The following is a 25332-nucleotide window of genomic DNA, read 5'->3' on the forward strand; positions in this document are numbered from 1 at the left end:
GGCGGACAGCAGGACGCCGCGGAAAATCAGGCCAGCAGGCCGGCGGCGGCCAGTGCCTTGCGTACGTAGTCGTGGTTGCCCTCGGACAGCGGGGTCAGTGGCAGGCGGATACCGCCTGCCATCTTGCCCATCTGCTGGAGCGCCCACTTGACCGGGATCGGATTGGCTTCGATGAACATGGCCTGGTTCAGCCCGATCAGTTCCATATGCAGGCGGCGCGCGGTGACGACGTCGCCCTTCAGTGCTGCCGCGCACATCTCGTGCATCTTGCGCGGCGCCACGTTAGCGGTCACCGAGATATTGCCGTGGCCGCCCAGCAGGATCAGCGCCACCGCGGTGGGGTCATCGCCGCTGTAGATGGCGAAGCCTTCCGGCGCGCCCTTGATCAGCTGCGCGGCACGGTCGATATTGCCGGTCGCTTCCTTGACGCCGACGATGCCCGGCACCTGCGCCAGGCGCAGGATGGTCTCGTTGTTCATGTCCGCGACCGTGCGGCCGGGGACGTTGTACAGCAGCACCGGCAGCTCCACCGCTTCGGCGATGGTGCGGAAATGCCGGTACATGCCTTCCTGGGTGGGCTTGTTGTAGTACGGCACGACCTGCAGCGAGGCATCGGCGCCGACCTTCTTGGCGAAGGCGGTCAGCTCGATGGCTTCCTTGGTGGAATTGCCGCCGGTCCCCGCGATGATCGGGATGCGCTTGCCGGCCTGTTCGACGGCAACGCGGATCAGTTCGCAGTGCTCCTCGACGGTCACCGTCGGGGACTCGCCGGTGGTGCCCACGATCACGATGGCGTCGGTGCCTTCGGCAACGTGCCAGTCGACCAGTGCGCGCAGGGCCGGGAAGTCCAGGCTGCCGTCCTCTTGCATCGGGGTGACGATGGCAACGATGCTGCCGGTAATCTGTGTCATAACGTTAGGGAATTCGGGATGCGAATAACGGGATTGTACCGGAACCGCAGGCCGCTTCGACCGCTGCCCGGACAGGGGTTGATACCAACTGTTTCAACGCATGCGGCGCCGTTTGCGCCGACAGCGCGGCGCGCCGCTCAGGGATCGAGCCGGTAGCGTGGCGGCGCGGCCGCACCGGCAGCCCCCGCCGCCTCGCGCACCGCACACAGGCGCTGGACGAAGGCTGTTTTCGGCACTTCAACCACGCCATCCTCGTAGGCCACCACGCGCAGTCCATGAGCGCGCGCGACCTCGAGCAGCTCGCCGGGGCGCAGCAGGAAATCCGGCCGCGACGGCTTGCCCACGGTCTCGTTGCCGGCGGCGAAGGTCTCGTAGATCCAGCACCCTCCCGGCGCCAGTGCGGCCGCCAGGTGCGGCCACAGCGGCCGGTGCAGGTAATTGGTGACGACAATGGCGTCGAACGGCGCCTCCGCGGACAGCGGCCAGCCGCCCTGCTCCAGGTCGGCCACGCGCCCGGTCACGCCCGCAGGCAGGCCGGCGATGGCGTCGGCATCGCGGTCGACCGCCAGCACCTGGTGGCCGCGCGCGGCCAGCCAGGCGGCATGGCGGCCGCCGCCGCAGGCCAGGTCCAGCACCCGCGCGCCCGGGCGCAGCAGATGGGCCCAGCGCGTGACCCAGGCGGAGGGCGCGGCAATACCGGCGTGCGACAGCGTCATGGCAGCCCCCGTCAATTGAGCAGCAGCACGATCGGGCGCAGCAGCAGCTCGATCAGGGACATCAGCGCATTGACCACCGGCGTCATCCAGATGGTGGTGATCACCCCCGCGGCCACCAGCGCCAGCACCACGAAAATGCCGTACGGCTCGATGCGCGACACCGCGCGCGCAATGCCTTGCGGCAGCAGCGCGGTCAGCACCCGGCCGCCATCCAGCGGCGGCACCGGGAACAGGTTGAAGGCCGCCACCACCAGGTTGACGCGCACGCCGGCAAGTGCCATCTCGCCGAAAAACGGCTCGCGCACGCCGCCCCAGGTCAGGCCGATCGCCAGCAGCACCCAGACGAAGGCCTGCACCACGTTGCTGGCCGGGCCCGCCAGCGCCACCCACATGCCATGCCAGCGCGGATTGCGCAGGCGCTCGAACACCACCGGCACCGGCTTGGCGTAGCCGAACACGAACTGGCCGCTGGTCATGATGTACAGCAGCAGCGGCACGGCGATGGTGCCGATCGGGTCGATATGGCGGATCGGGTTCAGGCTGACGCGCCCGAGGGCATAGGCGGTGCTGTCGCCGAACAGCTTGGCCACGTAGCCGTGCGAGGCCTCGTGCAGCGTGATCGCGAACAGCACCGGCAGGGCATAGACCGCGAAGGTCTGGATAAGGGAGGAATCCATGAGCGCTATTGTAGCGGCCCGCCGGCGCCCGGGCGCACGCTGATGCACCCGACCGAAGGCGCGGCGGCGCCGCGGGTCAGAGGCCGAAGCGGGCGATGTCGCCGCGGCCGGCGCGGACCAGTTCGGGCTCGCCGCCGGTCAGGTCGATCACCGTGGTCGGCTGCGCCGGCGCCGGCCCGCCGTCGACCACGAGGTCGAGCTGCTTTTCCAGCCGCGCCCGGATCTGTGCCGCGTCGTTGAGCGGCGCCTCGTCGCCCGGCAGCTGCAGCGTCGCCGAGATCAGCGGCTCGCCGGTTTCGCCCAGCAGCGCCAGCGGGATGGCATGCTCGGGCACGCGCACGCCGATGGTCTTGCGCGCCGGGTGCGACAGCCGCCGTGGCACCTCCTTGGTCGCCTCCAGGATGAACACGTACGGGCCCGGCGTGGCGCCCTTGAGCCAGCGGTACTGGCGGTTGTCGACGCGGGCAAAGTTGCCGAGCTCGGACAGGTCGCGGCACATCAGCGTCAGGTGGTGGCGGTCGTCGATGCCGCGCAGCCGGCGCAGGCGCTCGACCGCGGCCTTGTCGTCGAGCCGGCATGCCAGCGCATAGCTGGAGTCGGTCGGCAGCGCGATCAGCCCGCCCTTCTGCAGGATCTGGGCCGCCTGCTTGAGCAGGCGCGACTGCGGGTTGAGCGGATGGATCTCGAAGTACTGGGACATGGGCCAGGGAGCGGAGTCGGATGGAACGGAGCGGCATCCGGGGGCTGGCCCCGGCCAGGCAGGGTGGGGCTACCAGTCGTGCCAGACCGGCGTGACCGTGGACGGCAGCGGCGGCAGCGTGCCGAGTTCGACCCGGCCCTCGCCGGGCCCGTGGAAGTCCGTGCCGCGCGAAGCGAGCAAGCCGTAGCGCCGCGCCACCTCGGCGTAGCGGCGGTACTGGTCGGGCGTATGGCTGCCGGTCACCACCTCGACCGCGCCGCCGCCCAGTGCCGTGAATTCATCGAACAGCGCGTCGTGCTGGGTGTCGGTGTAGTGGTAGCGGCCCGGGTGCGCCATCACCGCGATGCCGCCGGCGGTGCGGATCCAGCCCACCGCTTCGGCCAGGCTGGCCCAGCGGTGGCCGACATAGCCCGGACGCCCCTCCGACAGGTACTCGCTGAAAACATCGCCGATGCTGGCGCAGCGGCCCTGGTCGACCAGCCAGCGCGCGAAATGCGTGCGCGAGATCAGGTCCGGGTTGCCCACGTACTGCAGGGCCCCTTCATAGGCACCGGCGATACCCACCCTGGCCAGCGCGTCGGCGATATCGCGCGCGCGGCGCGCGCGACCCGAGCGGGTCTCTGTCAGGCCATCGATCAGTTCCGGGCAGAACGGGTCGATCTGCAGGCCGACGATATGCACGGTCTGCCCGGCCCAGGTCACCGAGATCTCGACGCCCGGCACGTAGCGCATGCCGAATTCCTCGGCCGCGGCGCGTGCCTCGGCCTGCCCGCCCAGCTCGTCGTGGTCGGTCAGCGCCCAGAACGCAACCCCCGCGTCGCGGGCGATCCGCGCCACGGCGCGCGGCGCCAGCGTGCCGTCGGAAACGGTGGAATGGCAATGCAGGTCGGCATTGATGGCGTGGGCGTTTTGCATGGTGGCAATTCTACTCCCGTCGCCCCTGGCATGCGCGGCGCGCCGCTCCGGCCGGTCAGGCAAAGCCATGCCGGCAACGCTGGCGTCGGCGGAAAGCCGCCGGCTGCGCGGTATAGTCGGGCTTTGCATCGTCGATTCGCGGGCACCTGGCGTGCCTGCCATGCCCATGTCCACCGCTACCCCAGCCACCGCTCCCGCCACCGTCCCGGCCACCACCACCGATGTCCTGATCGTCGGTGCCGGCCCCGTTGGCCTGTTCGCCGCGTTCCAGGCCGGCGTGCTCGGCCTGAAATGTGAACTGATCGATGTGCTCGACCGCGCCGGCGGCCAGTGCACCGAGCTCTATCCCGAGAAGCCGATCTACGACATTCCCGCGGTGCCGGGATGCCTGGCACAGGACCTGGTGGACCGGCTGCTGGAGCAATGCGCCCCGTTCGACTTCCCGATGCACTTCGGCCAGCGCGCCGAAAGCGTGGCGGAAATCCCGGCGCCAGCAGCGCCGCAAGGCCATGCCGGGCACGAGCGCCTGCTGGTGACGACCGACGGCGGCAAGCGCTTCGATGTCGCCGCGGTGCTGGTCTGCGCCGGCGCGGGCGCGTTCGCGCCGCAGCGCGTGTCGCTGCCCGAGGCGCCGGCGCTGGAAGGCCGCCACGTGCACTACGCGGTGCGCGATGTCTCGCACTTCGCCGGCAAGCGCGTGATTGTCGCCGGCGGCGGCGACTCGGCGCTGGACTGGGCCCTGGCTTTGCGCAAGGTCGCCGCGCGCGTGACGCTGCTGCACCGGCGCGAAGGCTTTCGCGCCGCCGACGGTAGCGTCGCCGAGATGCGCCGCGCGGTGGCCGCGGGCGAGATGGATTTCGTGGTCGGCATGCTGGGCGCGTTGCGCACCGAGGGTGCGGACGGCGGCCTCAGCGAAGTCGAAATCCGTACCCGCGACGGCAGCACCGTGCTGCCCGCCGAGGAACTGGTGGCGCTGTACGGCCTGGTGTCCGAGCCCGGCCCGATCGCGCAGTGGGATATGGATATGCGCGCCGGCCGCATCCTGGTCGACACCACCACTTACGAAAGCTCGCGCGGCGGCATCTTCGCCGCCGGCGATATCGCGTTCTATCCCAACAAGCAGAAGCTGATCCTGTCGGGATTCCACGAGGCCGCGCTGGCGCTACGCAAGGCTTATCACTACGCGTTCCCGGAAAAGGCGCTGGTGCACGTGCACACCAGCAACAACGCCGCGCTGAAGGAAAAGCTCACGCACGCGTGAGGCCCGGACTGACGCCGGTATCAGTTGCCGGCGCAGAACGATTCCACCAGTTCCGCCACGGCGGCGGGCTGGTCGTGGTGCAGCATGTGGCCGGCGTCCTCCACCACCGCCTCGCGGAAGTCGCGGAAGGCGCGGAAGCGCTGCCTGAATTCGTCGATAGCCTGCTTGTGGGCGATATGACGCAGCGTCTCGGAATCGCGCGCTTCCACATGCAGCACCGGCGCGGTGACCTGCGCCCACACCGCCATCACTTCATCGAGCCGGTACAGCATCGGGTTGACCAGCTTGTGCGCCGGGTCGCCCAGGATCTCCCAGCGGGCCTCGGCATTGCGGCGCGACCAGTGCGCGGCCAGGAACGCGGCGCGCTCGTCCGGCAGGCGCGGGTTGGTCTTCTGCAGGCGCGCGGCCACGCCATCGAGGCTGTCATAGGTCTTCAGCTCGGCGCCGGCGCGCACTTCGTCGAGCCAGCGCGCATAGCGCCGGGGCGCATGCTCGGGCCGCGTCGCGGTCATGCCGAAGCCCTCCAGGTCCACCACGCGGCGCACGCGCTGCGGGCGGATGCCGGCATACAGGCAGATCACGTTGGCGCCCATGCTGTGGCCGACCAGGTCGACCTGTCCCTCCGGCGCATAGTGGTCGAGCAGTGCCTCCAGGTCGGCGAGGTAGTCGGCAAACCAGTACGACTGCGTGCCGGGGTAGCGCGTGGGCCAGTCGGTCGCGCCAAACCCGCGCCAGTCGGGCGCGATCACGTGCCAGTCGCCGCGCAGGTGGTCGACCAGGAACTGGAACGACGCGGCCACGTCCATCCACCCATGCAGCATGAACAGCTTGCGCGCGCCCGGCGTGCCCCAGTGGCGCACATGGTAGCGCAGCCCGCGCACCGTGATAAATTCAGACCGCGAGGTTTCCTTGATTGTCATTGTCTCCACCCTTGCGTCGGGATCCTGCCCGCCGCGGAGGTTGGCGGGGAGGCCACGACAAAATAGAACGATCGTTCGCTTGTGCGCATTATAGCGGCAGCCGCCGCCAGCGCCGCTCGCCGTGTGCCGCGAGGCGGACCCCAACGGAGACCCTGAATGGCCGCAACTGCCTTGCCGGCAAGCCGGCGCGACGACTACCGCGCCCTGTACGAATCGTTCCGCTGGGAGATTCCGGCGCAGTTCAACATCGCCGAAGCCTGCTGCGGCCGCTGGGCCCGCGACCCGGCCAGCATGGACCGCATCGCGGTCTATACCGAGCACGAAGACGGCCGCCGCAACGCGCACAGCTTTGCCTATATCCAGGCCGAGGCCAACCGCCTGTCGGCGGCGCTGCGCGCGCTGGGCGTGGCCCGCGGCAACCGCGTCGCGATCGTGATGCCGCAGCGCATCGAGACCGTGATCGCGCATATGGCGATCTACCAGCTGGGCGCCATCGCCATGCCGCTGTCGATGCTGTTCGGGCCGGAGGCGCTGGCCTACCGCATCGCGCACAGCGAAGCCGGCGTGGCCATCGCCGACGAGACCTCGATCGACAACCTGCTGGCGGCGCGCCCCGAATGCCCTACGCTGGCCACCGTGATTGCCGCCGGCGATGCCCGCGGCCGCGGCGACTACGACTGGGACCTGCTGCTCGCGGCGCAGCTGCCGACCTTCGTCGCCGAGCAGACCAAGGCCGACGAGGCCGCGGTGCTGATCTACACCAGCGGCACCACCGGCCCGCCCAAGGGCGCGCTGATCCCGCACCGCGCGCTGATCGGCAACCTGACCGGCTTTGTCTGCTCGCAGAACTGGTATCCGCAGCACGACGACGTGTTCTGGAGCCCGGCCGACTGGGCCTGGACCGGCGGCCTGTGGGACGCGCTGATGCCGGCGCTGTATTTCGGCAAGCCGATCGTCGGCTACCAGGGCCGCTTTTCCGCCGAGCGCGCCTTCGAACTGCTGGAGCGCTATGCCGTCACCAATACCTTCCTGTTCCCGACCGCGCTCAAGCAGATGATGAAGGCTTGCCCCGAGCCGCGCCGGCACTACGACATCCGGCTGCGCGCGCTGATGAGCGCCGGCGAGGCGGTGGGCGAGACCGTGTTCGGCTGGTGCCGCGACGCGCTCGGCGTGCTGGTCAACGAGATGTTCGGCCAGACCGAGATCAACTACATCGTCGGCAACTGCACCGCGCAGAACGACGACCAACGGCTGGGCTGGCCGGCCCGCCCGGGTTCGATGGGACGGCCCTACCCCGGCCACCGCGTGCAGGTGATCGACGACGAAGGCCGTCCCTGCCCGCCCGGCGAGGACGGCGAAGTGGCGGTGTGCGCCACCGACAGCGCCGGAGATCCGGACCCTGTGTTCTTCCTCGGCTACTGGAAGAACGACGCCGCCACCACGGGCAAGTACACCGAGCGCGACGGCCTGCGCTGGTGCCGCACCGGCGACCTGGCGCGCGTCGATGCCGACGGCTACCTGTGGTACCAGGGACGCGCCGACGATGTGTTCAAGTCCTCGGGCTACCGCATCGGGCCGAGCGAGATCGAGAACTGCCTGCTCAAGCATCCGGCGGTGTCCAACTGCGCCGTGGTGCCGTCGCCCGATCCGGAGCGCGGCGCGGTGGTCAAGGCCTTCGTAGTGCTCACGCCATCGGTGGCGCGTTCGTTCGACGGCGACGCGGCGCTGGTTGCTGAACTGCAGGCCCATGTGCGCGGCCAGCTGGCGCCGTACGAATACCCCAAGGCGATCGAATTCATCGACCAGCTGCCGATGACCACCACGGGCAAGATCCAGCGGCGGGTGTTGCGGCTGCTGGAAGAGGAGCGCGCCGGCGAGCGTCTCCGCTCAGCCTAGCCGGCCGATGCCTCCAGCCACGCCAGCTCGTCCTCGTCGAAGCCCGCGGCGCGGCGCGCCTCGAGGTTGAAGGGCCCGCGCAGCTTCGGCGCGCGGTACTGCTCGGCCAGCCGCGCATAGGTGGCGACAGGATCGAGCCCGCGCTGCGCGCACAGCCAGCGGTACCAATGGTTGCCGATGGCGACGTGGCCGACCTCGTCGCGCAGGATGATGTCGATGATGGCCGCGGCGGCATGGTCGCCAGCCCCGGCCAGCCGGGCGCGCACCGGCGGCGAGGCATCGAGCCCGCGCGCCTCGAGCGTGCGCGGCACCAGCGCCATGCGCGCGAGCACGTCGCCGGCGGTCTTGCCGGTCATCTCCCACAGGCTGTTGTGGGCCGGGAAATCGCCGTAGGCGGCGCCGAGGGCGCCGAGGTGGTCGGCCAGCAGCGTGAAGTGGTAGGCCTCTTCATCGGCCACGCGCAGCCAGTCGCGGTAATACGCGGGTGGCATGCCGGCAAAGCGCCAGGCTGCGTCCAGCGCCAGGTTGATGGCATTGAACTCGATATGGCATAGCGCGTGGATCATCGCCGCGCGCCCGGCCGCGGTCTGCAGCGAGCGGCGCCGCTCGACGTGCTGGGGCGCAACCAGCAGCGGCCGCTCCGGCCGGCCAGGGATGGCATGGGTGGCCCCGGCCTGCAGGCTCTCGCCGGCTCCGAGGGCGGCATCCGGCAACGTCGCTACGTGCCGATAAAGTGCGCGCGCCGCCACGGCCTTGTCGCGCGGATCCGTCAGGCACAGCACCGCCAGCGCCTGCCGGCGGGGCGAAGGAGACGGGTCAGGCAGCGCGGCGTCAGGTGTTTTTTCTGGCATGGGCGTAAAATCCGGGTCTGCCGCCATTGTAGGGCCTGGCCGGCGCCCGCCTGCCGCGCCAGCCGCGCAGCGCGGCGCCGCCCCGTTCCCCGGCACCGGCCCTTTAAAGTCCGGCGGCAACCCCCACTTCAACAAAAGCCATTCGTGCAGGAGACCTCATGGCGCTTTACCAGCTCGGCGACGTCAAGCCCAGTATCGACAGCGAAGCCTACGTGGCCCCCGAAGCCACCATCATCGGCAACGTGACCCTCAAGTCCCGCGCCAGCGCCTGGCCCGGTGTCGTGATCCGCGGCGACAATGAGCCGATCGTGGTCGGCGCGGACACCAATATCCAGGAGGGTTCGGTACTGCATACCGACCCGGGCTGTCCGCTAACGCTGGGCGACAAGGTCTCGATCGGCCACCAGGCCATGCTGCACGGCTGCACCGTGGGCGAAGGCTCGCTGATCGGGATCCAGGCCGTGGTGCTGAACCGTGCCGTGATCGGCAAGGAATGCCTGGTGGGCGCCGGCGCGGTGGTGACCGAGGGCAAGGTCTTCCCGGACCGCTCGCTGATCCTGGGCGCGCCGGCCAAGGTGGTGCGCCAGCTCACCGATGCCGACGTCGCCAACCTGTATCGCAACGCCGAGACCTACGCCACGCGGCAGGCCCTGTACAAGCAACAGCTCAAGCGGATCGGCTGACGACCGCCGAGCCTCTACCGAAACCCGACCGATTATTGTGACCGATACCACCACCCCCGACACCCTGCAGAAGTTCCTGTTCGACGCGGCCCCCGTGCGCGGCGAGCTGGTGCGCATGGAAGCCACCTGGCAAGAAGTGCTCGGCCGCCACAGCTACCCTGCCCCGGTGCGCCGGCTGCTGGGGGAGATGATGGCCGCCGCGGCGCTGCTGTCGGCCAATCTCAAGTTCAACGGGGCGCTGGTGATGCAGCTGCACGGCGACGGCCCGGTGCGCATGCTGGTGGTGGAATGCCTGTCCGACCTGTCGATGCGCGCCACCGCCAAGCTGGTCGAGGGCGCACAGCTGGCCGATGATGCCACGCTCGCGCAGATGGTCAATGTCCACGGCCACGGCCGCTTTGCCATCACGCTGGACCCGAAGGACAAGCTGCCGGGCCAGCAGCCATACCAGGGCATCGTGCCGCTGGCCGACGCGCATGGCCCGCTGGGCTCGATCAGCGCCGTGCTGGAGCATTACATGCAGGCCTCCGAGCAGCTCGACACGCGCCTGTGGCTGGCCGCCGACGACCATGTCGCCGCCGGCATGCTGCTGCAGAAGCTGCCGGCCTACGGCGGCACCGCCGAAGTCGGCGAGACCGGCGCGCCGCTGGCCAGCCACGCCAAGGCGCAGGACCTCGACACCTGGGATCGCGCGGTGCAGCTCGGCACCACGCTGAAGGCCGAAGAACTGCTGGCCGAGATGCCCGACACGCTGCTGCGCCGCCTGTTCTGGGAAGACCTGCAGGACGCCGGCCTGCGCGTGTTTGAGCCGCTGACGCCGCATTTTTACTGCAGCTGCTCGCGCCCGAAGGTAGCCGGCATGCTGCAGTCGCTGGGCCAGGCGGAGATCGAAAGCATCATCGCCGAGCGCGGCCATGTCGAGATCCACTGCGACTTCTGCGGCCAGCGCTATGAATTCGACCCGGTCGACTGCGCGCAGCTGTTCTCGGCCACGCCAGTCGCCACCGGCGCCGGCGCCGGCGCAACCCAGCACCACTGATCCGCCTTGCGCAGCGCCTGCGTGCGCTGCCGCACCGGCGCGGGCAATGCGGGGCAGCCGGCGGGCGGCGCGATGGAAACATCGGTGTTGCCGCCCGGTCCAACGGCTGTACGATGGCAGCATCCAGCTGCCGGCCAGCGAGCCTGAGAACCGCCATGTCCGCCCGAGCCAACCCTTCCCTGCCTGACTTCGCCTGCCGTGTCCGTTATTCGTGGCGCGGCGCGGCAGCGTGCGCCGCCCTCGGCACGCTGCTGCTGGCGGCCGGCTGCGCGCAGATCCCGCGCGACGCCAATGGCTCGCCGCCCACCGCGCGGCTGGCGCCCAACGCAGTGCCACCGGCGCCACTGACCGCCGAAGACAAGCAGAAGCTCGACGCGCTCAACCAGCAGGTGCTGCGCGACCAGGCCGCGGCGATCGCGCTGGACCAGCAGGCCGCGGCCGCGCGCGCGGCGTATGCCTATCCCAACACCAGCTGGAACCTGTTTTACGGGGGATGGGGTGGCGGCCACTGGGGCGGCGGCGTCAGCGTCGGCATGCCCGGCTGGGGCTGGGGCGGCTATCCGTACGGCTGGTGGTGAAGGAGTTGCGGCTGGCTTGAGGCAAGTTGAAGCAAGCCGCGGGCAGTCACGGTGAACGGCTTAGTGGCCGCCCCGGCCGGCGACCGAATTCGGCGGCGGCGGCAACGGCGGCGTGGCGCTGACCTTGGGCGCCGGCGCGACGAACTGCACGAAGACCTCGCCTTCGCGCACCATGCCCAGCTCATAGCGGGCGCGTTCCTCGATGGCGCCGGTGCCGTCCTGCAGGTCGGCCACTTCGCCTTCCAGCTTGGCGTTGCGCAGCTTGAGCGTCTGGTTGCGGGTACCCTGCTCGGTCAGCTGGCGGTTCAGGTCCCACACGCGCAGCCAGCCGCCCTTGCCAAGCCAGAGCGGATACTGGATGGCAAGCAGCAGCACGAACAACAGCAGCGAAATCAGGCGCATGAAAGGTGGCGGACAGGAATTTCCGCACAATGATCTGCGAACTCCGCCTGGAAGGCAATTGCCAGGCAGATTTCGATACAAAAACGGCGGCGGCCGGGAACTCCCGGCCGCCGCCATGCCATTCGCCCGCAGCCGCTCCCGCTGGCGCGGGAACGACGCGGCAAACCTCAGCGCAGGTTGTAGAACGCGCCCTTGCCCGGGTAGCTGGCGATATCGCCCAGGTCTTCCTCGATGCGCAGCAGCTGGTTGTACTTGGCCATGCGGTCCGAGCGCGACAGCGAGCCGGTCTTGATCTGGCCGGCGTTGGTGCCCACGGCGATGTCGGCAATGGTGCTGTCCTCGGTTTCGCCCGAGCGGTGCGAGATCACGGCGGTGTAGCCGGCGCGCTTGGCCATCTCGATGGCGGCGAAGGTCTCGGTCAGGGTGCCGATCTGGTTGATCTTGATGAGGATCGAGTTGCCGATGCCCTTCTCGATGCCTTCCTTCAGGATCTTGGTGTTGGTGACGAACAGGTCGTCCCCAACCAGCTGCACGCGCGAGCCGAGCTTGTCGGTCAGGGTCTTCCAGCCGTCCCAGTCGCCTTCGGCCATGCCGTCCTCGATCGACACGATCGGGAACTTGTCGCACAGGTTGGCCAGGTAGTCGGCGAACTGCGTCGAGCTCAGCTTCAGGCCTTCGCCTTCCAGCTGGTACACGGCTTCGCCTTCGTGGTAGAACTCGCTCGCGGCGCAGTCCAGGGCCAGCAGCACGTCCTCGCCGGCGCGGTAGCCGGCCTTCTCGATGGCCTGCACGATGGTGTTCAGGCACTCCTCGTTGGACGAGAAGTTCGGGGCGAAGCCGCCTTCGTCGCCCACCGCGGTGGACATGCCCTTGTCGGCCAGGATCTTCTTCAGCGCGTGGAAGATCTCGGCGCCGCAGCGCAGCGCTTCGCGGAAGCTGGTCTGCGACACCGGCATGACCATGAATTCCTGGATGTCCAGGCTGTTGTTGGCATGCGCGCCGCCGTTGACGATGTTCATCATCGGCACCGGCAGCTGCATTGCGCCCGAACCGCCGAAGTAGCGGTACAGCGGCAGGCCGGCTTCTTCAGCGGCCGCCTTGGCGACAGCCATCGACACCGCCAGCATGGCGTTGGCGCCCAGGCGGCCCTTGTTCTCGGTGCCGTCGAGGTCGATCAGGGTGCGGTCCAGGAAGGCCTGCTCGGAGGCATCCAGGCCCATGATGGCTTCGGAGATCTCGGTGTTGATATGCTCGACCGCCTTCAGCACGCCCTTGCCCAGGTAGCGGCCCTTGTCGCCGTCGCGCAGCTCGATGGCTTCGCGCGAACCGGTCGACGCGCCCGACGGCACCGCGGCGCGGCCCATCACGCCGGATTCCAGCAGCACGTCGCACTCGACGGTGGGATTGCCGCGCGAGTCGAGAACCTCGCGACCGATGATATCTACGATTGCACTCATGAATTCCTCTCTGACTGTTGATTCTTGCTGCTGCGTATCACTTCAACCTGCGCGCGTGTCAGGCGCATGTCATGTGCGCCGGCGCGGCGCGCATGACGGCTGCCTGGCGCCTGCCGGCTCAGGCGGCGCCTTCGACCACGATCATATTCATCGTCGCCGCATGCTCGCGCGACTTGCGCGCGGCGCGGTAGGCCTCGCCATCGTGGAAGGCCTTGGCGGCGTCATAGCTGGGGAATTTCAGCACCACCACGCGCGTCGGCGCCCAGTCGCCCTCGAGCGGCTCGGTCTTGCCGCCGCGCACCAGCACCTCGGCGCCATGGACCTCCATGGCCCGGCTGGAAAGCACCTTGTATTGCTCGTACTGCTGGGGGTCGGTCACGTCGACGTAGGCGATGATAAAGCCCGCGGCCATGGAGAATCTCCCGATTTTTTGTATTGTCTTTCGATATGGTTTGTCACCGCCGGCAGCCGCGACCGGCGCGGCGGCGACAAGCCGGGCTGGCTCAGGCGCAGGCCGGCCAGCCGAAGTTGTCTTCCAGGAAGCCGGCGCGCTTGACCAGCGTGTCGAGTTCCTTGAGCACGGACAGCAGTTCCTTCATGCGCGACAGCGGCACCGCGTTGGGGCCGTCGGACATGGCCTTGCTCGGGTCCGGATGCGTCTCCATGAACAGGCCGGCGACGCCGGTGGCGACCGCGGCACGCGACAGCACCGGCACGAACTCGCGCTGGCCGCCGGAGCTGGTGCCCTGCCCGCCGGGCAGCTGCACCGAATGGGTTGCGTCGAACACCACCGGGGCGCCGGTCTCGCGCATGATCGCCAGCGAGCGCATGTCCGACACCAGGTTGTTGTAGCCGAACGAAACGCCACGCTCGCAGGCCATGAAGACATCGTCGGGCAGACCGGCTTCGCGCGCGGCATCGCGGGCCTTGTCGATCACGTTCTTCATGTCGTGCGGCGCCAGGAACTGGCCCTTCTTGATATTCACCGGCTTGCCGCTCTGCGCGCAGGCACGGATGAAATCGGTCTGGCGGCACAGGAACGCGGGCGTCTGCAGCACGTCGACCACGGCGGCGACGGGCTTGATCTCGTCGATCTCATGGATGTCGGTCAGCACCGGCACGCCGATCTCGCGCTTGACGTGGGCCAGGATCTCCAGGCCCTTCTCCATGCCAAGGCCGCGGAACGACTTGCCGGAAGAGCGGTTGGCCTTGTCGAACGACGACTTGTAGATGAACGGGATGCCGAGCTCGGTGGTGATGGCCTTGAGCTCGCCCGCGGTATCCAGCGCCATCTGCTCGGACTCGATCACGCACGGACCGGCGATCAGGAAGAAAGGCTGGTCGAGGCCGGCCTCGAATCCACAGAGTTTCATGACTGTCTCTCCTGCTTGCGCCGGGTCTTACGCGCTCTTGCGCTGCTGGCTGGCCAGCGCGGCTTCGACGTAGGCCTTGAACAGCGGATGGCCGTCGCGCGGCGTCGAGGTGAATTCCGGGTGGAACTGCACGCCGACGAACCACGGGTGCATCGACTCGGGCAGCTCCATCATTTCCGGCAGGTTCTCGGTCGGCGTGCGCGCCGAGATCACCATGCCGGCCTTTTCCAGCGTCGGCACGTAGTGGTTGTTGACCTCGTAGCGGTGGCGGTGGCGCTCGTTGACCTCGGCGCCATAGATGGCGTTGGCCTTGGTGCCTTCCTTGACCGGCACGCGCTGCGCGCCCAGTCGCATGGTGCCGCCCAGGTCGGAATCGGCCGAGCGCTGCTCGACCTTGCCTTCGCGGTCGACCCACTCGGTGATCAGCGCGACCACCGGGTGCTCGGTTTCCAGGTTGAACTCGGTCGAGTTGGCGTCGGCCATGCCAGCCAGGTGGCGGGCAAACTCGATCACCGCCAGCTGCATGCCCAGGCAGATGCCCAGGTAGGGGATCTTGTTCTCGCGGGCGTACTGGATCGCGCGGATCTTGCCTTCGGTGCCGCGCTTGCCGAAGCCGCCCGGCACCAGGATCGCGTCGAGCGGGGCCAGCACTTCGAGGTGGCCCGATTCCAGTTCCTCGGAATCGATGTACTCGATATTGACGCGCGTGGCGGTGTGCATGCCGGCGTGGCGCAGCGCCTCGATCAGCGACTTGTACGACTCGGTCAGGTCGACGTACTTGCCGACCATGCCGATGGTGATTTCATGCTCGGGATTTTCCTGGGCGTTGACCAGCTTCTGCCACATCGACAGGTCGGCCGGCTTCGGATCCAGGCGCAACTCCTCGCAGATCAGGCGGTCCAGGCCCTGCTCGTTGAGCATCTGCGGGATCTTGTAGATGCTGTCCGCATCCCACACCGAGATCACGGCGTCTTGCGGGATATTGGCGAACAGCGAGATCTTGGCGCGCTCGTCGTCCGGGATCGGGCGGTCGGCGCGGCACAGCAGCGCGGTGGGCGAGATGCCGATTTCGCGCAGCTTCTGCACCGAGTGCTGGGTCGGCTTGGTCTTCAGCTCGCCGGCGCTGGCGATGAACGGCACCAGCGTCAGGTGCACGAAGGCGCAGTGGTTGCGGCCCATGCGCAGGCTCATCTGGCGCGCGGCTTCCAGGAACGGCAGCGACTCGATGTCACCCACGGTGCCGCCGATTTCGACCAGCGCCACGTCGGCCTTGCCGTCGTGCGACGCGGCCGCGCCCTTCTCGACGAAGGCCTGGATCTCGTTGGTGATATGCGGGATCACCTGCACGGTCTTGCCCAGGTATTCGCCGCGGCGCTCCTTGCGGATCACCGATTCGTAGATCTGGCCGGTGGTGAAGTTGTTCGACTTGCGCATCTTGGCCGAGACGAAACGCTCGTAGTGGCCGAGATCGAGGTCGGTTTCCGCACCGTCTTCCGTGACAAACACCTCGCCATGCTGGAAAGGGCTCATCGTGCCGGGATCGACGTTGATGTAGGGATCGAGCTTGAGGAGGGTGACTTTGAGGCCGCGCGACTCAAGAATAGCCGCGAGCGAGGCAGCAGCGATGCCCTTGCCGAGAGAAGAGACGACGCCACCGGTGACGAAGACGAATTTGGTCATAAACCGAGCTTGCCGGGGAAATCGGGATTATACATGAGAGGCCGTTCCCCGCCGACCCGGAAATTGTGACAGCAGCCCGTCTCCGGCGCGCCGCGCGCCCCGCTGCGGCGCATGCGCCGCACGCTCGTTCAGCGCCCCTGCTCGCGCATCGCGCCGATCAGTTCGCGCACCAGTTGCGCGGTCTGCTGCGGCCGTTCCATCGGGTACAGGTGGCCGCCCTCGATAAAGCGCAGGTTGGGCCCGACCAGCCGCCGCGTCGCCCCCAGGCCGCACTGCCGCACCTCGCGCGAGCGCGTGCCGGCGACGAAGCCGACCGGCACCGGCGCGCCGCGCGCGACCTTGCGCCCGAGGCTGGTCGGCAGCGTGCGGTAAATCCAGTATTCGACCTCGCGGTCGAAGCGCAGCCGGCGCTCGCTGTCCTTGCCGGTAGGCTCGGTGCCGTGGATGGCATAGTCGCGCAGCACTTCCTGGTCCCACACGGCGAAATTGGGCTTGGCGCGGAAGTGTTCCCACACCGCCTCGGCGTCCGGCCAATGCGTGCGCCGGTTCCTGGTCACCGCCGCCGGGCCGGGCTTCTCATCGATGCCCAGCATCTGGGCGGTCTTCAGCAGGGAAGCGCGCCAGCCGGCGATGATCGGCGAGTCCAGCATGACCACGCCGCGCACCCGCTCCGGGCGGCGCAGCGCCGCCATCAGCGACAGGAAGCCGCCCAGCGAATGACCCACCAGCCACACCGGCTGGCGGTACTGGCGGTCGATGTCGCCCAGCAACTCTTCCACCAGGTGCGGCCAGCCGCGGGTCACCGGGAATTCCGGCTTGTGTCCGTAGCGGTCCACGGCGCGGAACTCGAACTCGCCGTCGAGTTCGCCGAACAGCTTGCGGTAGGTCGTCACCGGGAAGCCGTTGGCGTGGGAAAAATGGATGATGTCGCGCATGTCTGCCGCCTCAGTCCGGCTTGCGCGGATGGACGCGCCGGGCCCGCACCGGCTGGGCCCAGCGGTCGGCCTCGCCGGAGCGCGCCAGCGAGAATTCCGCGGGCGCGGCCGGATCCCATTCCGGGTTATGGATCTCGCTGAAGACCTGGCGCAGGCGATGGCCCCAGGTGTCGCGGATCATGCGGAAATAGGCGTTGCGCTCGTCGATATTGACAAAGCGGGTCACCTGCAGCGAATCGGCTTCATAGACCAGCAGGTCCAGCGGCAAGCCCACCGAGATATTCGACTTCAGCGTCGAATCCATCGATATCAGCGCGCACTTGGCCCCTTCCGCCAGCGGCAGCGACGGATGCACGACGCGGTCGACGATGGGCTTGCCGTACTTGGCCTCGCCAATCTGGAAGTAGCAGTTCTCGGGCGTGGCTTCGACGAAATTGCCGGCCGCATAGATGTTGAACAGCCGCACCCGCTCGCCGCGCACCTGGCCGCCGAAGACCAGGCTGACATTGAACTCGATGCCGGCGTCGCGCAGCGCGTGGGCGTCGCGCCGGTGCACCTGGCGCACCGCCTCGCCGACGATCGAGGCCGCCTCGAACATGTCGCGCGCGGTCCACAACGAACGCTTCTCGTCATGGTCCTCGATCAGGATCTGGCGCACCGACTGGCTGATGGCCAGGTTGCCGGCGGTCATCAGCACCATCACCCGGTCGCCGGGCTCCTCGAACACCGTCATCTTGCGCGCGGTGGAAATGGCGTCTACCCCGGCATTGGTGCGGGAGTCGGACAGGAATACCAGGCCGGCATCCAGCCGCATGGCTACACAATACGTCATGGTTTGTCTTGGTGTTCTTGGTGGCGGCCGGCATGGGCCGGCAGTGGCCTGCATCACTCTGGATTCTAGCGCCCATGCACCGGCACCGCGCCGCGTCTGGAAGCAAGCACCTAATCAGGTCGAAAGTGGCGTGATGGTTACATTGACTTCCAGCGTCTCGCCGGCGCCGCCTTCCAGGATGCCCCGCACTGGTGCCGCCGACGCGTAATCGCGCCCCACCGCCAGCCGGATATGGCGCTCGTCGGTCAGGCAGCCGTGCGTGATGTCGATGCTGCACCAGATTTCGCCGGCCGGGTCCAGGCACACGTCGGCCCAGGCATGACTGGCCAGTTCGGTGGCGGCCGGGTCGTAGAAATATCCGCTGACATAGCGCGCCGGAATGCCCAGCGCCCGGCACGCCGCCACCATCACCTGCGCCTGGTCCTGGCACACCCCGCTGCCCAGCGCGAAAGCCTCCGCCGCCGAAGTGCCGACATCGGTGGTGTTGGGCTTGTAGCGCACGCGCTCGCCGATGCCGCGCGCCAGCGCCAGCAGCGCATCGATGTCGTGCCCCGCCGCCAGGAACGGCGCGGCAAAGGCACGCATCGGCGCCGGCGCCGTGGTCAGCGGCGTGCTGCCGAGGAAATACAGCGGCGACACCCGCGCCTCGCCATCCGGCGGCGCATCGCAAAACGCGTGATGCCCGTCGCGATCCAGGTCTCCATGCGGCGGCAGCACTTCGACCTCGCCGCTGGCTTCGATGGCGATGGTGGTGGCGGGCCCGGCCACCGTGAAGTTGTGCACGATGTTGCCGAAGCCATCGCGCGCCGCCGACGGGTTGCCCGGCGTCGATAGCTGCCAGTAGTCAACGGTCTGCAGCGGACCCGAGCGCGGCTGCAGACGCACTTCGTGCACGCTGCGCCGCACCGGTTCGGTGTAGCGGTAGACGGTATGGTGGTGGATCTTGTATTTCACGGTATCAGGGCGCGGCGGCGGTACGGGGGACTGCCGGCGGCCCGGCTCAGGCCGCCTGCAGCGGCACCAGGAAGTCCCGGCTGATGCCGTTGCCAAGGTCGCCGATGCGCTCCAGGAAGCTGGTCAGGTACGCATGCAGGCCGACGGCAAAGATATCGTCGATGCGCGCGTACTTCAGGTCGGCGTGGAGTTTACCAGCCTGGCGCTCGGTTTCCGCCGAATGCTGGTTGCGCACCGTATGCAGTATCGCCACCACCTCGTCCATGCTCGATACCAGCGAACGCGGCATGTCCGGGCGCAGGATCAGCAGTTCGGCCACGCGCTGCGGCGTGATGACCGCGCGGTAGACCTTGCGGTAGACCTCGAAGCCCGACACCGAGCGCAGGATCGCCGCCCAATGGTAGAAATCGTTGTGGGCGCCCTGGTCGGGCTTGGCCTCGGGCTCCTCGCCCTCCCGGCCGTTAGACGCCTGGAACTTGACGTCGAGGATCCGCGCGGTATTGTCGGCCCGCTCCAGGAAGGTGCCCAAGCGCATGAAATGAAAGGCATCGTCCTTGAGCATGGTGCCGAACTGCACGCCGCGCGCCAGGTGCGAGCGGAACTTGACCCATTCGAAGAAGCGCGCCGGGTCTTCCTTCAGCACGCCATCGGCAATCAGGCGCTGCACCTCCAGCCAGGTGGTGTTGACGGTTTCCCAGACCTCGGTGGTAAGCGAGCCGCGCACCGCGCGCGCGTTCTCGCGCGCCGCGCGCAGGCAGCTCATGATCGACGAGGCATTGGTCATGTCGCGTACCATGAAGTCGATCACGTCGTCGCGCGACAGCAGGCCGTATTTGTGGTCGAAGACGTCGGTCAGCTCCGAGATGTCGAGCATGGCCCACCAGCCCTGCTCGGCCACTTCGGCCGATTGCGGCAGCAGCGAGGTCTGGTAGTTGACGTCGAGCATGCGCGCGGTGTTCTCCGCGCGCTCGGTGTAGCGGGCCATCCAGAACAGGTGGTCGGCGGTGCGGCTCAGCATGCGGGCTCTCCCGAATCGGCGTTCATCGTTCCAGCACCCAGGTGTCCTTGGTGCCGCCACCCTGCGAGGAATTCACCACCAGCGAGCCCTCGCGCAGCGCCACGCGCGTCAACCCGCCCGGTACCATGCGCACCTCCTTGCCCGACAGCACGAACGGGCGCAGGTCGATATGGCGCGGCGCGATGCCGGCCTCGACATAGGTCGGGCAGGTCGACAGCGCCAGCGTAGGCTGCGCGATGTACTGCTCCGGCCTGGAGCGGACCACCTCGCGGAAGGCCTCGATCTCGGCGCGCGTCGCCGCCGGGCCGACCAACATGCCGTAGCCGCCGGCTCCGTGGGTTTCCTTGACCACCAGTTCGGCCATATGGTCAAGCACGTACTGCAGATCCTCGGCGCGCCGACACATGTAGGTCGGCACGTTGCTCAGGATGGCCTCCTCGCCCAGGTAGAAGCGGATCATGTCCGGCACATAAGGATAGATCGACTTGTCGTCGGCCACGCCGGTGCCGATCGCATTGCAGATGGTCACGTTGCCGGCGCGGTAGACCGACAGCAGCCCCGCGGCGCCGAGCGCGGAATCGGGGCGGAACGCAAGCGGGTCGAGGAAATCATCGTCGACGCGCCGGTAGATCACGTCGATGCGCTGCGGGCCCTGCGTGGTGCGCATGAACAGGTGGTTGTCCTCGACGAAGAGATCGCTGCCTTCGACCAGCTCCACCCCCATCTGCTGCGCCAGGAAGGCGTGCTCGAAGTACGCCGAGTTGTACATGCCCGGCGTCAGCACCACCACGGTGGGATCGGCGATCGCCTGCGGCGAGACCCCGCGCAGCATGTCGAGCAGCAGGTCGGGATAGTGCGCCACCGGTGCCACGCGGTTGCGCGCGAACAGGTCCGGGAACAAGCGCATCATCATCTTGCGGTTCTCGAGCATGTACGACACGCCCGACGGCACGCGCAGGTTGTCTTCGAGCACGTAGAACTCGCCCTCGCCGGCACGCACCACATCGATGCCGGCGACATGCGCATAGACGTCGTGCGGCACGCTGACGCCCAGCATCTCGGGCCGGTACTGGGCGTTGTTGTAGATCTGGTCGGGCGGGATCACGCCGGCGCGGATGATGTCCTGGCCGTGGTAGATGTCGTGGATGAAGCGGTTCAGCGCGGCCACGCGCTGGCGCAGGCCCTTTTCCAGCAGCGCCCATTCGCTCGCCGGGAAAATGCGCGGAACCACGTCGAACGGAATGGTGCGCTCGGTACCGCTGTTGGCTTCGTCCTTGTCGCCGTAGACGGCGAAGGTGATGCCCACGCGCCGGAACACCAGGTCGGCCTCGGCGCGCTTGTTGGCCATGGTGCTTTCGGTCTGGCGCGCCAGCCATTCGGCGAAATGCCGGTAGTGCGGGCGGACCGCCCCCTCGGGCAAGGTCTGTCCCGCGTGGATCAGCGCCGGCGCACTGTCGTCGCGCCAGTCCAGCATCTCGTCGAAATACCGCGCCGCCATGATGGCCGCTCCTCCATGTCGCGGGCGCCGCTGCCGGCCGCCCTGGTTGCCCTGGCTGTCCTGCCCTGCCGCGCGGCCGCGCCGGTTGGCGCAAGCCGCGGTGATGCCGTCGAGTCACTGGCCCTTCCAGCATAACCGTGCCGGCGAAAGCCGCAAGGCGGCCGGCGGGCCGCCCGTGCCACCGCAGCCGCGCCGCACAGACACCGAAGCGAAGCTAGCAAGATGCCTGCCAGCGCACGCAAAAAAACGGCCGCCGGTGAGGCCGGCGGCCGTGGTTGCGATCCATGGAAAATCAGGAAGTCCGCCGGGGACCATGCCCCTGCGCGCAGGCGGCAGCGCTTCAGCGCGCCGCGCTGGCGCCCTGCCGCCCGGTGGCGCGCAGGATGGTGTCGACCAGCGCCTCCGGTGGCTGGCGGATGTCGAGGGCCAGCGCGTCGCCGGGCTCTTCCAGCGTATCGAACTGGCTTTGCAGCAGCTCCGGATTGAAGAAATGCTCGGTGCGCGCGGACAGGCGCTGGCCGATCAGCGCGGCATCCCCCTTCATGAACACGAAGGTCACGCCGCCATCGGGCGGGGTCAGCCGGTCGCGGTAAGCCTGGCGCAACGCCGAGCAGGTGAACACATGAGTGCGGCCTTCGGCCCGGGCGGTGTCGATGGCCGCGCGCATCGCCGCCAGCCAGGGCCAGCGGTCATCGTCGGTCAGCGGGATGCCGGCGTGCATCTTGGCCTTGTTGGCGTCGCTGTGAAAGTCGTCGGCGTCATGGAAGCCGCAGCCCAGCCGCTGCGCCAGCAACTGGCCGACCGTGGTCTTGCCGCTGCCGGAAACGCCCATCAGGATATAGATCATGTCTGCTCCGTCGGTCTTGGTATCGGATGGTGTTGCCATCCTTGTCAGTTGCCTGCCTGTCCTGGTCCGGCTATTGTGCGACGGATCGCAACCCGGCGGTACGGCCGTCGGCGCCGGCGGCGTCCAGTTCGGACAGGTCGAGTGCGCTGCCACCCTCTTCCGCGATCCGTGCGTGGCGCCGGAACAGGCCAAACAGGCCGCGCCCCAGGCTGAATTGCGCGAACGGGTCGGCAGGCGCGCGCGCCGGCGCGCGCACCGCGAATTCGGCCTCGTCACCCAGCCATTGCAGCGTGCCGGCGACAGCGTCGACACGGATGCGGTCACCGTCGCGCACCCGCGCGAGCGCCCCGCCCGCCAGCGCCTCGGGGCCGACGTGGATTACCGCCGGCACCTTGCCCGACGCGCCGGACATGCGCCCGTCGGTCACCAGCGCCACCTTGTGGCCGGCGTCCTGTAGCGCGCCCAGCACCGGGGTAAGCCGGTGCAGTTCCGGCATGCCGTTGGCATTCGGCCCCTGGAAACGCACCACCGCCACCAGGTCGCCGCCCAATTCGCCAGCATCGAACGCCGCCTGCAGCGCCTCCTGCGAATCGAACACCCGCACCGGCGCTTCGACCACGCGGTGCTCGGGCGCCACGGCCGAGACCTTGATCACGCCGCGTCCCAGGTTGCCCTGCATCAGCCGCAGCCCGCCCTCGGCGGAGAACGGCGCGCCCGCAGGCGCCAGCACCTGCGGGTCGCCGCTCGTTGCGGCGCCGTCGCGCCAGCGCAGCACGCCGTCGGTCATCACCGGTTCCTGCGCATAACGGGCCAGGCCCGGGCCGGCCACGGTCTGCACGTCCTCGTGCAGCAGACCGGCCTGCAGCAGCTCGCGGATCACGAAGCCGGCGCCGCCGGCGGCATGGAAATGGTTCACATCGGCCGAGCCATTGGGATAGACCCGCGCCAGCAGCGGCGTGATGCGCGACAGCAGGTCGAAATCGTTCCAGTCGATGACGATGCCGGCGGCGCGCGCCATCGCCACCAGGTGGATGGTGTGGTTGGTCGAGCCGCCGGTGGCCAGCAGGCCGACCATGGCATTGGCGATGGCGCGCTCGTCGACGATGCGCGCCAGCGGCAGGTAGCTGTCGCCGCGCGCGCGCAGCGCAATCGCGCGCTGTGCCGCCGCGGCCGTCAGCGCATCGCGCAGGCCGCTGTCGGGATGGACGAAGGCCGCGCCAGGCAGGTGCAGCCCCATGATTTCCATCAGGAACTGGTTGCTGTTGGCGGTGCCGTAGAAGGTGCAGGTGCCGGCGCCATGGTAGGCCTGGCATTCGGCTTCCAGCAGCGCGTCGCGCCCGACCTGCCCGGTGGCGTAGAGCTGGCGCACGCGCGCCTTCTCCTTGTTGGGCAGCCCGCTGGACATCGGGCCCGCGGGCACGAACACCATCGGCAGGTGGCCGAACTGCAGCGCGCCCATCAGCAGCCCCGGCACGATCTTGTCGCACACCCCCAGCATCAGCGCCGCATCGAAGGTGTTGTGCGACAGCGCCACCGCGGTGCCCATGGCAATCGCATCGCGCGAGAACAGCGACAGCTCCATGCCAGCGTTGCCTTGCGTGATGCCGTCGCACATCGCCGGCACGCCGCCCGCCACCTGCGCCACCGCGCCGACCGCGCGCGCGGCCTCGCGGATCACGGCGGGATAGCGCTCGTAGGGCTGGTGCGCCGACAGCATGTCGTTGTACGCGGTGACGATGCCCAAGTTGGGCGCATGCTCGACGCGCAGCTTCAGCTTGTCGCTGGCCGGCAGCGCGGCAAAGCCGTGCGCCAGGTTGGCGCAGGACATGCCGCGCAGCGGCCCCAGTTCCGCCTGCGCGCGCTCGCAACGGGCAAGGTAGGCGGCACGGCTGGCGCGGCTGCGCGCAACGATGCGGTCGGTAACGGCCTGAAGCTCGGCATGGACGGCAGAAGGCATGGCGATGACGGTCCTTGTGGGAAAAAGGAGGCGGGGCGACGGGCGCCGCAGGGCGCTATCACCTGTAGATTTTCTACAAACCGGGCGCCATTATACCCAGCACCTGCCGCTCGTCGACCCGCCATTGCAGAAAAATCCCCACCACAAGGCCGTAATCAGTACAAACCCGGAGAGCCAGTCAGCCTTCATCTAAGGCAAGATGCGGCGCCAATCAATGTAGAATATCTACATACTCTTCCACACCGATACCGCCGCCTGCCGCCATGCGCGACCGCATCCTTGCCGTCTACGACACCCTCCGTCCCTCAGAACGCCGCCTGGCCGACTATGTAGCCCGCCACGGTGCCACCGTGATCCGGCTGTCGATGCCGGAACTGGCCGAGCGCGCCGGGGTATCGCAACCCACTATCGCGCGCTTCTGCGCGGCGCTGGGCTACGACGGCTTCCGCGAATTCAAGCTGCAGTTTGCGCAGAACGTCGGCGGCGGCACCCCTTTCGTGCACCAGGATGTCGCCGCCGACGACCGCCCGGCGGACATCGCTGGCAAGGTGTTCGACCGCACCATTGCCACGCTGATGAGCGTGCGCAACGCGCTTTCGGCCGACCAGATCGAGCATGGCATCCAGCTGCTCGCCGGCGCGCGCCGCATCGAGTTCTACGGCTGTGGCAACTCCGGCATCGTCGCGCTCGACCTGCAGCACAAGTTCTTCCGCCTGGGCGTGCCGACCGTCGCCTATGCCGACCCGCACGTGTTCAGCATGTCGGCGGCGCTGCTGGCGCCGGGCGACGTGGCCGTACTGGTCTCCAACAGCGGCCGCACCTGGGACATGCTGACCGCCGCCACGCTGGCACGCAGCAGCGGCGCCAGCGTGCTGGCGCTGACCCATAGCGGCTCGCCGCTGGCGCGGCTGGCCGAGGTCTGCGTGTTCTCGGACGTCGAGGAAGACAGCGAGGTCTACACGCCAATGACTTCGCGCATCAGCCACCTGGTGCTGGGCGACGTGCTCGCCGCTGGCGTGGCGCTGGCGCGCGCGGACACCGTCGCGCCGCGCCTGCAGCGCGCCAAGGCGCATCTGCGCGAGCGGCGCATCGCCGGTGCCGAGCCGGCGCCGGCACGCAGCCGGGGCCGCGCCGCGGCGGCCGAGCCGGCCACGCCGTCTACGTCCACCAGGCCCGCACGGCCCGCCGCACGCCCCAGCCGCAGTAAGGCCGGCTGACCGCCCGCGACACCC

General features: G+C 68.6%; 25 protein-coding genes. 6 read left to right on the top strand and 19 right to left on the bottom strand.

Annotated elements, in window-relative coordinates; translation table 11 throughout:
- Positions 1 to 26: 26 nt before the first annotated feature.
- The 5 genes from dapA to MKD50_RS13425 form a co-directional block, all read right to left on the bottom strand.
- Positions 27 to 911, bottom strand: a complete 885-nt coding sequence (gene dapA / locus MKD50_RS13405) for a 4-hydroxy-tetrahydrodipicolinate synthase (protein WP_115706531.1) — start codon at positions 909 to 911, stop codon at positions 27 to 29.
- Between the two features lie 137 nt (positions 912 to 1048).
- Positions 1049 to 1627: a class I SAM-dependent methyltransferase gene (locus tag MKD50_RS13410; RefSeq protein ID WP_240074110.1), complete on the bottom strand. Its 579-nt coding sequence runs from the start codon at positions 1625 to 1627 to the stop codon at positions 1049 to 1051.
- Positions 1628 to 1638: 11 nt separating this feature from the next.
- Positions 1639 to 2304 carry a site-2 protease family protein gene (locus MKD50_RS13415; RefSeq protein ID WP_240074109.1) on the bottom strand — a complete coding sequence of 222 codons (666 nt, stop codon included), beginning with the start codon at positions 2302 to 2304 and terminating at the stop codon, positions 1639 to 1641.
- 76 nt (positions 2305 to 2380) lie between these two features.
- Complete coding sequence (locus MKD50_RS13420; RefSeq protein ID WP_115706529.1) at positions 2381 to 3004, bottom strand: L-threonylcarbamoyladenylate synthase; 624 nt, start codon at positions 3002 to 3004, stop codon at positions 2381 to 2383.
- Positions 3005 to 3073: 69 nt separating this feature from the next.
- Positions 3074 to 3919, bottom strand: coding sequence for a 3',5'-nucleoside bisphosphate phosphatase (locus tag MKD50_RS13425; protein ID WP_115706528.1), 846 nt, complete (start codon positions 3917 to 3919; stop codon positions 3074 to 3076).
- A 166-nt stretch (positions 3920 to 4085) separates the two neighbouring features.
- Here MKD50_RS13425 and MKD50_RS13430 point away from each other — a divergent pair, with 166 nt between their 5' ends.
- On the top strand, positions 4086 to 5180 hold the full coding sequence (locus tag MKD50_RS13430; protein ID WP_252667324.1) for an NAD(P)/FAD-dependent oxidoreductase: 1095 nt from the start codon (positions 4086 to 4088) through the stop codon (positions 5178 to 5180).
- A gap of 20 nt (positions 5181 to 5200) precedes the next feature.
- Here the strand turns inward: MKD50_RS13430 and MKD50_RS13435 are convergent, their stop codons facing one another.
- On the bottom strand, positions 5201 to 6100 hold the full coding sequence (locus MKD50_RS13435) for an alpha/beta fold hydrolase (RefSeq protein ID WP_240074106.1): 900 nt from the start codon (positions 6098 to 6100) through the stop codon (positions 5201 to 5203).
- Between the two features lie 156 nt (positions 6101 to 6256).
- On the opposite strand from MKD50_RS13435, the gene MKD50_RS13440 reads away from it, so the two are divergent.
- Positions 6257 to 7996: an acetate--CoA ligase gene (locus MKD50_RS13440; RefSeq protein WP_252667325.1), complete on the top strand. Its 1740-nt coding sequence runs from the start codon at positions 6257 to 6259 to the stop codon at positions 7994 to 7996.
- Here the strand turns inward: MKD50_RS13440 and MKD50_RS13445 are convergent.
- The gene (locus MKD50_RS13445) at positions 7993 to 8874 is read right to left on the bottom strand and encodes a ferritin-like domain-containing protein (protein WP_371925341.1); all 882 of its coding nucleotides are present in this window, start codon (positions 8872 to 8874) and stop codon (positions 7993 to 7995) included. The two genes, MKD50_RS13440 and MKD50_RS13445, sit on opposite strands and share 4 nt — an antisense overlap.
- A gap of 131 nt (positions 8875 to 9005) precedes the next feature.
- Between MKD50_RS13445 and MKD50_RS13450 the strand changes: the two genes are divergently transcribed.
- The 3 genes from MKD50_RS13450 to MKD50_RS13460 all read left to right on the top strand — a co-directional run bounded on the left by MKD50_RS13450 (position 9006) and on the right by MKD50_RS13460 (position 11147).
- Complete coding sequence (locus tag MKD50_RS13450; RefSeq protein WP_018006882.1) at positions 9006 to 9530, top strand: gamma carbonic anhydrase family protein; 525 nt, start codon at positions 9006 to 9008, stop codon at positions 9528 to 9530.
- Between the two features lie 37 nt (positions 9531 to 9567).
- Positions 9568 to 10569, top strand: a complete 1002-nt coding sequence (gene hslO / locus MKD50_RS13455; protein ID WP_252667327.1) for an Hsp33 family molecular chaperone HslO — start codon at positions 9568 to 9570, stop codon at positions 10567 to 10569.
- 155 nt (positions 10570 to 10724) lie between these two features.
- A complete protein-coding gene (locus MKD50_RS13460) occupies positions 10725 to 11147 on the top strand; it encodes a hypothetical protein (protein WP_252667328.1) in 423 nt (140 codons plus the stop codon).
- A gap of 60 nt (positions 11148 to 11207) precedes the next feature.
- Here MKD50_RS13460 and ftsB read toward each other — a convergent pair whose 3' ends face one another.
- The 12 genes from ftsB to edd all read right to left on the bottom strand — a co-directional run bounded on the left by ftsB (position 11208) and on the right by edd (position 24100).
- Positions 11208 to 11549, bottom strand: coding sequence for a cell division protein FtsB (ftsB, locus tag MKD50_RS13465; protein ID WP_018006885.1), 342 nt, complete (start codon positions 11547 to 11549; stop codon positions 11208 to 11210).
- A gap of 167 nt (positions 11550 to 11716) precedes the next feature.
- On the bottom strand, positions 11717 to 13006 hold the full coding sequence (gene eno, locus MKD50_RS13470; RefSeq protein WP_115679924.1) for a phosphopyruvate hydratase: 1290 nt from the start codon (positions 13004 to 13006) through the stop codon (positions 11717 to 11719).
- 118 nt (positions 13007 to 13124) lie between these two features.
- Positions 13125 to 13418 carry a DUF1330 domain-containing protein gene (locus tag MKD50_RS13475; RefSeq protein ID WP_115706521.1) on the bottom strand — a complete coding sequence of 98 codons (294 nt, stop codon included), beginning with the start codon at positions 13416 to 13418 and terminating at the stop codon, positions 13125 to 13127.
- 91 nt (positions 13419 to 13509) lie between these two features.
- Positions 13510 to 14379 (bottom strand): 3-deoxy-8-phosphooctulonate synthase, encoded by an 870-nt coding sequence (gene kdsA / locus MKD50_RS13480; protein WP_111519668.1) that lies wholly within the window; start codon positions 14377 to 14379, stop codon positions 13510 to 13512.
- Positions 14380 to 14406: 27 nt separating this feature from the next.
- Entirely contained in the window at positions 14407 to 16059 is a 1653-nt protein-coding gene (pyrG, locus tag MKD50_RS13485) for a CTP synthase (RefSeq protein ID WP_115706520.1), read from the bottom strand.
- Positions 16060 to 16187: 128 nt separating this feature from the next.
- Positions 16188 to 16994, bottom strand: coding sequence for an alpha/beta fold hydrolase (locus tag MKD50_RS13490; protein ID WP_115706519.1), 807 nt, complete (start codon positions 16992 to 16994; stop codon positions 16188 to 16190).
- 10 nt (positions 16995 to 17004) lie between these two features.
- Positions 17005 to 17826, bottom strand: a complete 822-nt coding sequence (locus tag MKD50_RS13495) for a proteasome-type protease (RefSeq protein WP_252667329.1) — start codon at positions 17824 to 17826, stop codon at positions 17005 to 17007.
- A gap of 114 nt (positions 17827 to 17940) precedes the next feature.
- Positions 17941 to 18780 (bottom strand): transglutaminase family protein, encoded by an 840-nt coding sequence (locus MKD50_RS13500; RefSeq protein WP_115706517.1) that lies wholly within the window; start codon positions 18778 to 18780, stop codon positions 17941 to 17943.
- 46 nt (positions 18781 to 18826) lie between these two features.
- On the bottom strand, positions 18827 to 19798 hold the full coding sequence (locus tag MKD50_RS13505; RefSeq protein WP_115706516.1) for an alpha-E domain-containing protein: 972 nt from the start codon (positions 19796 to 19798) through the stop codon (positions 18827 to 18829).
- 22 nt (positions 19799 to 19820) lie between these two features.
- A complete protein-coding gene (locus tag MKD50_RS13510; protein ID WP_115706515.1) occupies positions 19821 to 21296 on the bottom strand; it encodes a circularly permuted type 2 ATP-grasp protein in 1476 nt (491 codons plus the stop codon).
- 340 nt (positions 21297 to 21636) lie between these two features.
- Positions 21637 to 22143 (bottom strand): gluconokinase, encoded by a 507-nt coding sequence (locus tag MKD50_RS13515; protein WP_115706514.1) that lies wholly within the window; start codon positions 22141 to 22143, stop codon positions 21637 to 21639.
- Positions 22144 to 22213: 70 nt separating this feature from the next.
- Entirely contained in the window at positions 22214 to 24100 is a 1887-nt protein-coding gene (gene edd, locus MKD50_RS13520) for a phosphogluconate dehydratase (RefSeq protein ID WP_252667330.1), read from the bottom strand.
- A 263-nt stretch (positions 24101 to 24363) separates the two neighbouring features.
- Here edd and MKD50_RS13525 point away from each other — a divergent pair, with 263 nt between their 5' ends.
- Positions 24364 to 25317 (top strand): MurR/RpiR family transcriptional regulator, encoded by a 954-nt coding sequence (locus MKD50_RS13525; protein ID WP_252667331.1) that lies wholly within the window; start codon positions 24364 to 24366, stop codon positions 25315 to 25317.
- Positions 25318 to 25332: the final 15 nt, after the last annotated feature.

The sequence above is a fragment of the Cupriavidus mimosae genome, from assembly GCF_023952485.1.
In the GTDB taxonomy this organism is placed as follows: Bacteria; Pseudomonadota; Gammaproteobacteria; order Burkholderiales; family Burkholderiaceae; genus Cupriavidus; species Cupriavidus taiwanensis_C.

What these genes read in the sequence shown, in the direction of transcription:
- dapA (WP_115706531.1), bottom strand. Translation starts at nt 911, where the DNA reads ATGACACAGATTACCGGCAGCATCGTTGCCATCGTCACCCCGATGCAA.
- MKD50_RS13410 (WP_240074110.1), bottom strand. Translation starts at nt 1,627, where the DNA reads ATGACGCTGTCGCACGCCGGTATTGCCGCGCCCTCCGCCTGGGTCACG.
- MKD50_RS13415 (WP_240074109.1), bottom strand. Translation starts at nt 2,304, where the DNA reads ATGGATTCCTCCCTTATCCAGACCTTCGCGGTCTATGCCCTGCCGGTG.
- MKD50_RS13420 (WP_115706529.1), bottom strand. Translation starts at nt 3,004, where the DNA reads ATGTCCCAGTACTTCGAGATCCATCCGCTCAACCCGCAGTCGCGCCTG.
- MKD50_RS13425 (WP_115706528.1), bottom strand. Translation starts at nt 3,919, where the DNA reads ATGCAAAACGCCCACGCCATCAATGCCGACCTGCATTGCCATTCCACC.
- MKD50_RS13430 (WP_252667324.1), top strand. Translation starts at nt 4,086, where the DNA reads ATGTCCACCGCTACCCCAGCCACCGCTCCCGCCACCGTCCCGGCCACC.
- MKD50_RS13435 (WP_240074106.1), bottom strand. Translation starts at nt 6,100, where the DNA reads ATGACAATCAAGGAAACCTCGCGGTCTGAATTTATCACGGTGCGCGGG.
- MKD50_RS13440 (WP_252667325.1), top strand. Translation starts at nt 6,257, where the DNA reads ATGGCCGCAACTGCCTTGCCGGCAAGCCGGCGCGACGACTACCGCGCC.
- MKD50_RS13445 (WP_371925341.1), bottom strand. Translation starts at nt 8,874, where the DNA reads ATGGCGGCAGACCCGGATTTTACGCCCATGCCAGAAAAAACACCTGAC.
- MKD50_RS13450 (WP_018006882.1), top strand. Translation starts at nt 9,006, where the DNA reads ATGGCGCTTTACCAGCTCGGCGACGTCAAGCCCAGTATCGACAGCGAA.
- MKD50_RS13460 (WP_252667328.1), top strand. Translation starts at nt 10,725, where the DNA reads ATGTCCGCCCGAGCCAACCCTTCCCTGCCTGACTTCGCCTGCCGTGTC.
- ftsB (WP_018006885.1), bottom strand. Translation starts at nt 11,549, where the DNA reads ATGCGCCTGATTTCGCTGCTGTTGTTCGTGCTGCTGCTTGCCATCCAG.
- eno (WP_115679924.1), bottom strand. Translation starts at nt 13,006, where the DNA reads ATGAGTGCAATCGTAGATATCATCGGTCGCGAGGTTCTCGACTCGCGC.
- MKD50_RS13475 (WP_115706521.1), bottom strand. Translation starts at nt 13,418, where the DNA reads ATGGCCGCGGGCTTTATCATCGCCTACGTCGACGTGACCGACCCCCAG.
- kdsA (WP_111519668.1), bottom strand. Translation starts at nt 14,379, where the DNA reads ATGAAACTCTGTGGATTCGAGGCCGGCCTCGACCAGCCTTTCTTCCTG.
- pyrG (WP_115706520.1), bottom strand. Translation starts at nt 16,059, where the DNA reads ATGACCAAATTCGTCTTCGTCACCGGTGGCGTCGTCTCTTCTCTCGGC.
- MKD50_RS13490 (WP_115706519.1), bottom strand. Translation starts at nt 16,994, where the DNA reads ATGCGCGACATCATCCATTTTTCCCACGCCAACGGCTTCCCGGTGACG.
- MKD50_RS13495 (WP_252667329.1), bottom strand. Translation starts at nt 17,826, where the DNA reads ATGACGTATTGTGTAGCCATGCGGCTGGATGCCGGCCTGGTATTCCTG.
- MKD50_RS13505 (WP_115706516.1), bottom strand. Translation starts at nt 19,798, where the DNA reads ATGCTGAGCCGCACCGCCGACCACCTGTTCTGGATGGCCCGCTACACC.
- MKD50_RS13510 (WP_115706515.1), bottom strand. Translation starts at nt 21,296, where the DNA reads ATGGCGGCGCGGTATTTCGACGAGATGCTGGACTGGCGCGACGACAGT.
- MKD50_RS13515 (WP_115706514.1), bottom strand. Translation starts at nt 22,143, where the DNA reads ATGATCTATATCCTGATGGGCGTTTCCGGCAGCGGCAAGACCACGGTC.
- edd (WP_252667330.1), bottom strand. Translation starts at nt 24,100, where the DNA reads ATGCCTTCTGCCGTCCATGCCGAGCTTCAGGCCGTTACCGACCGCATC.
- MKD50_RS13525 (WP_252667331.1), top strand. Translation starts at nt 24,364, where the DNA reads ATGCGCGACCGCATCCTTGCCGTCTACGACACCCTCCGTCCCTCAGAA.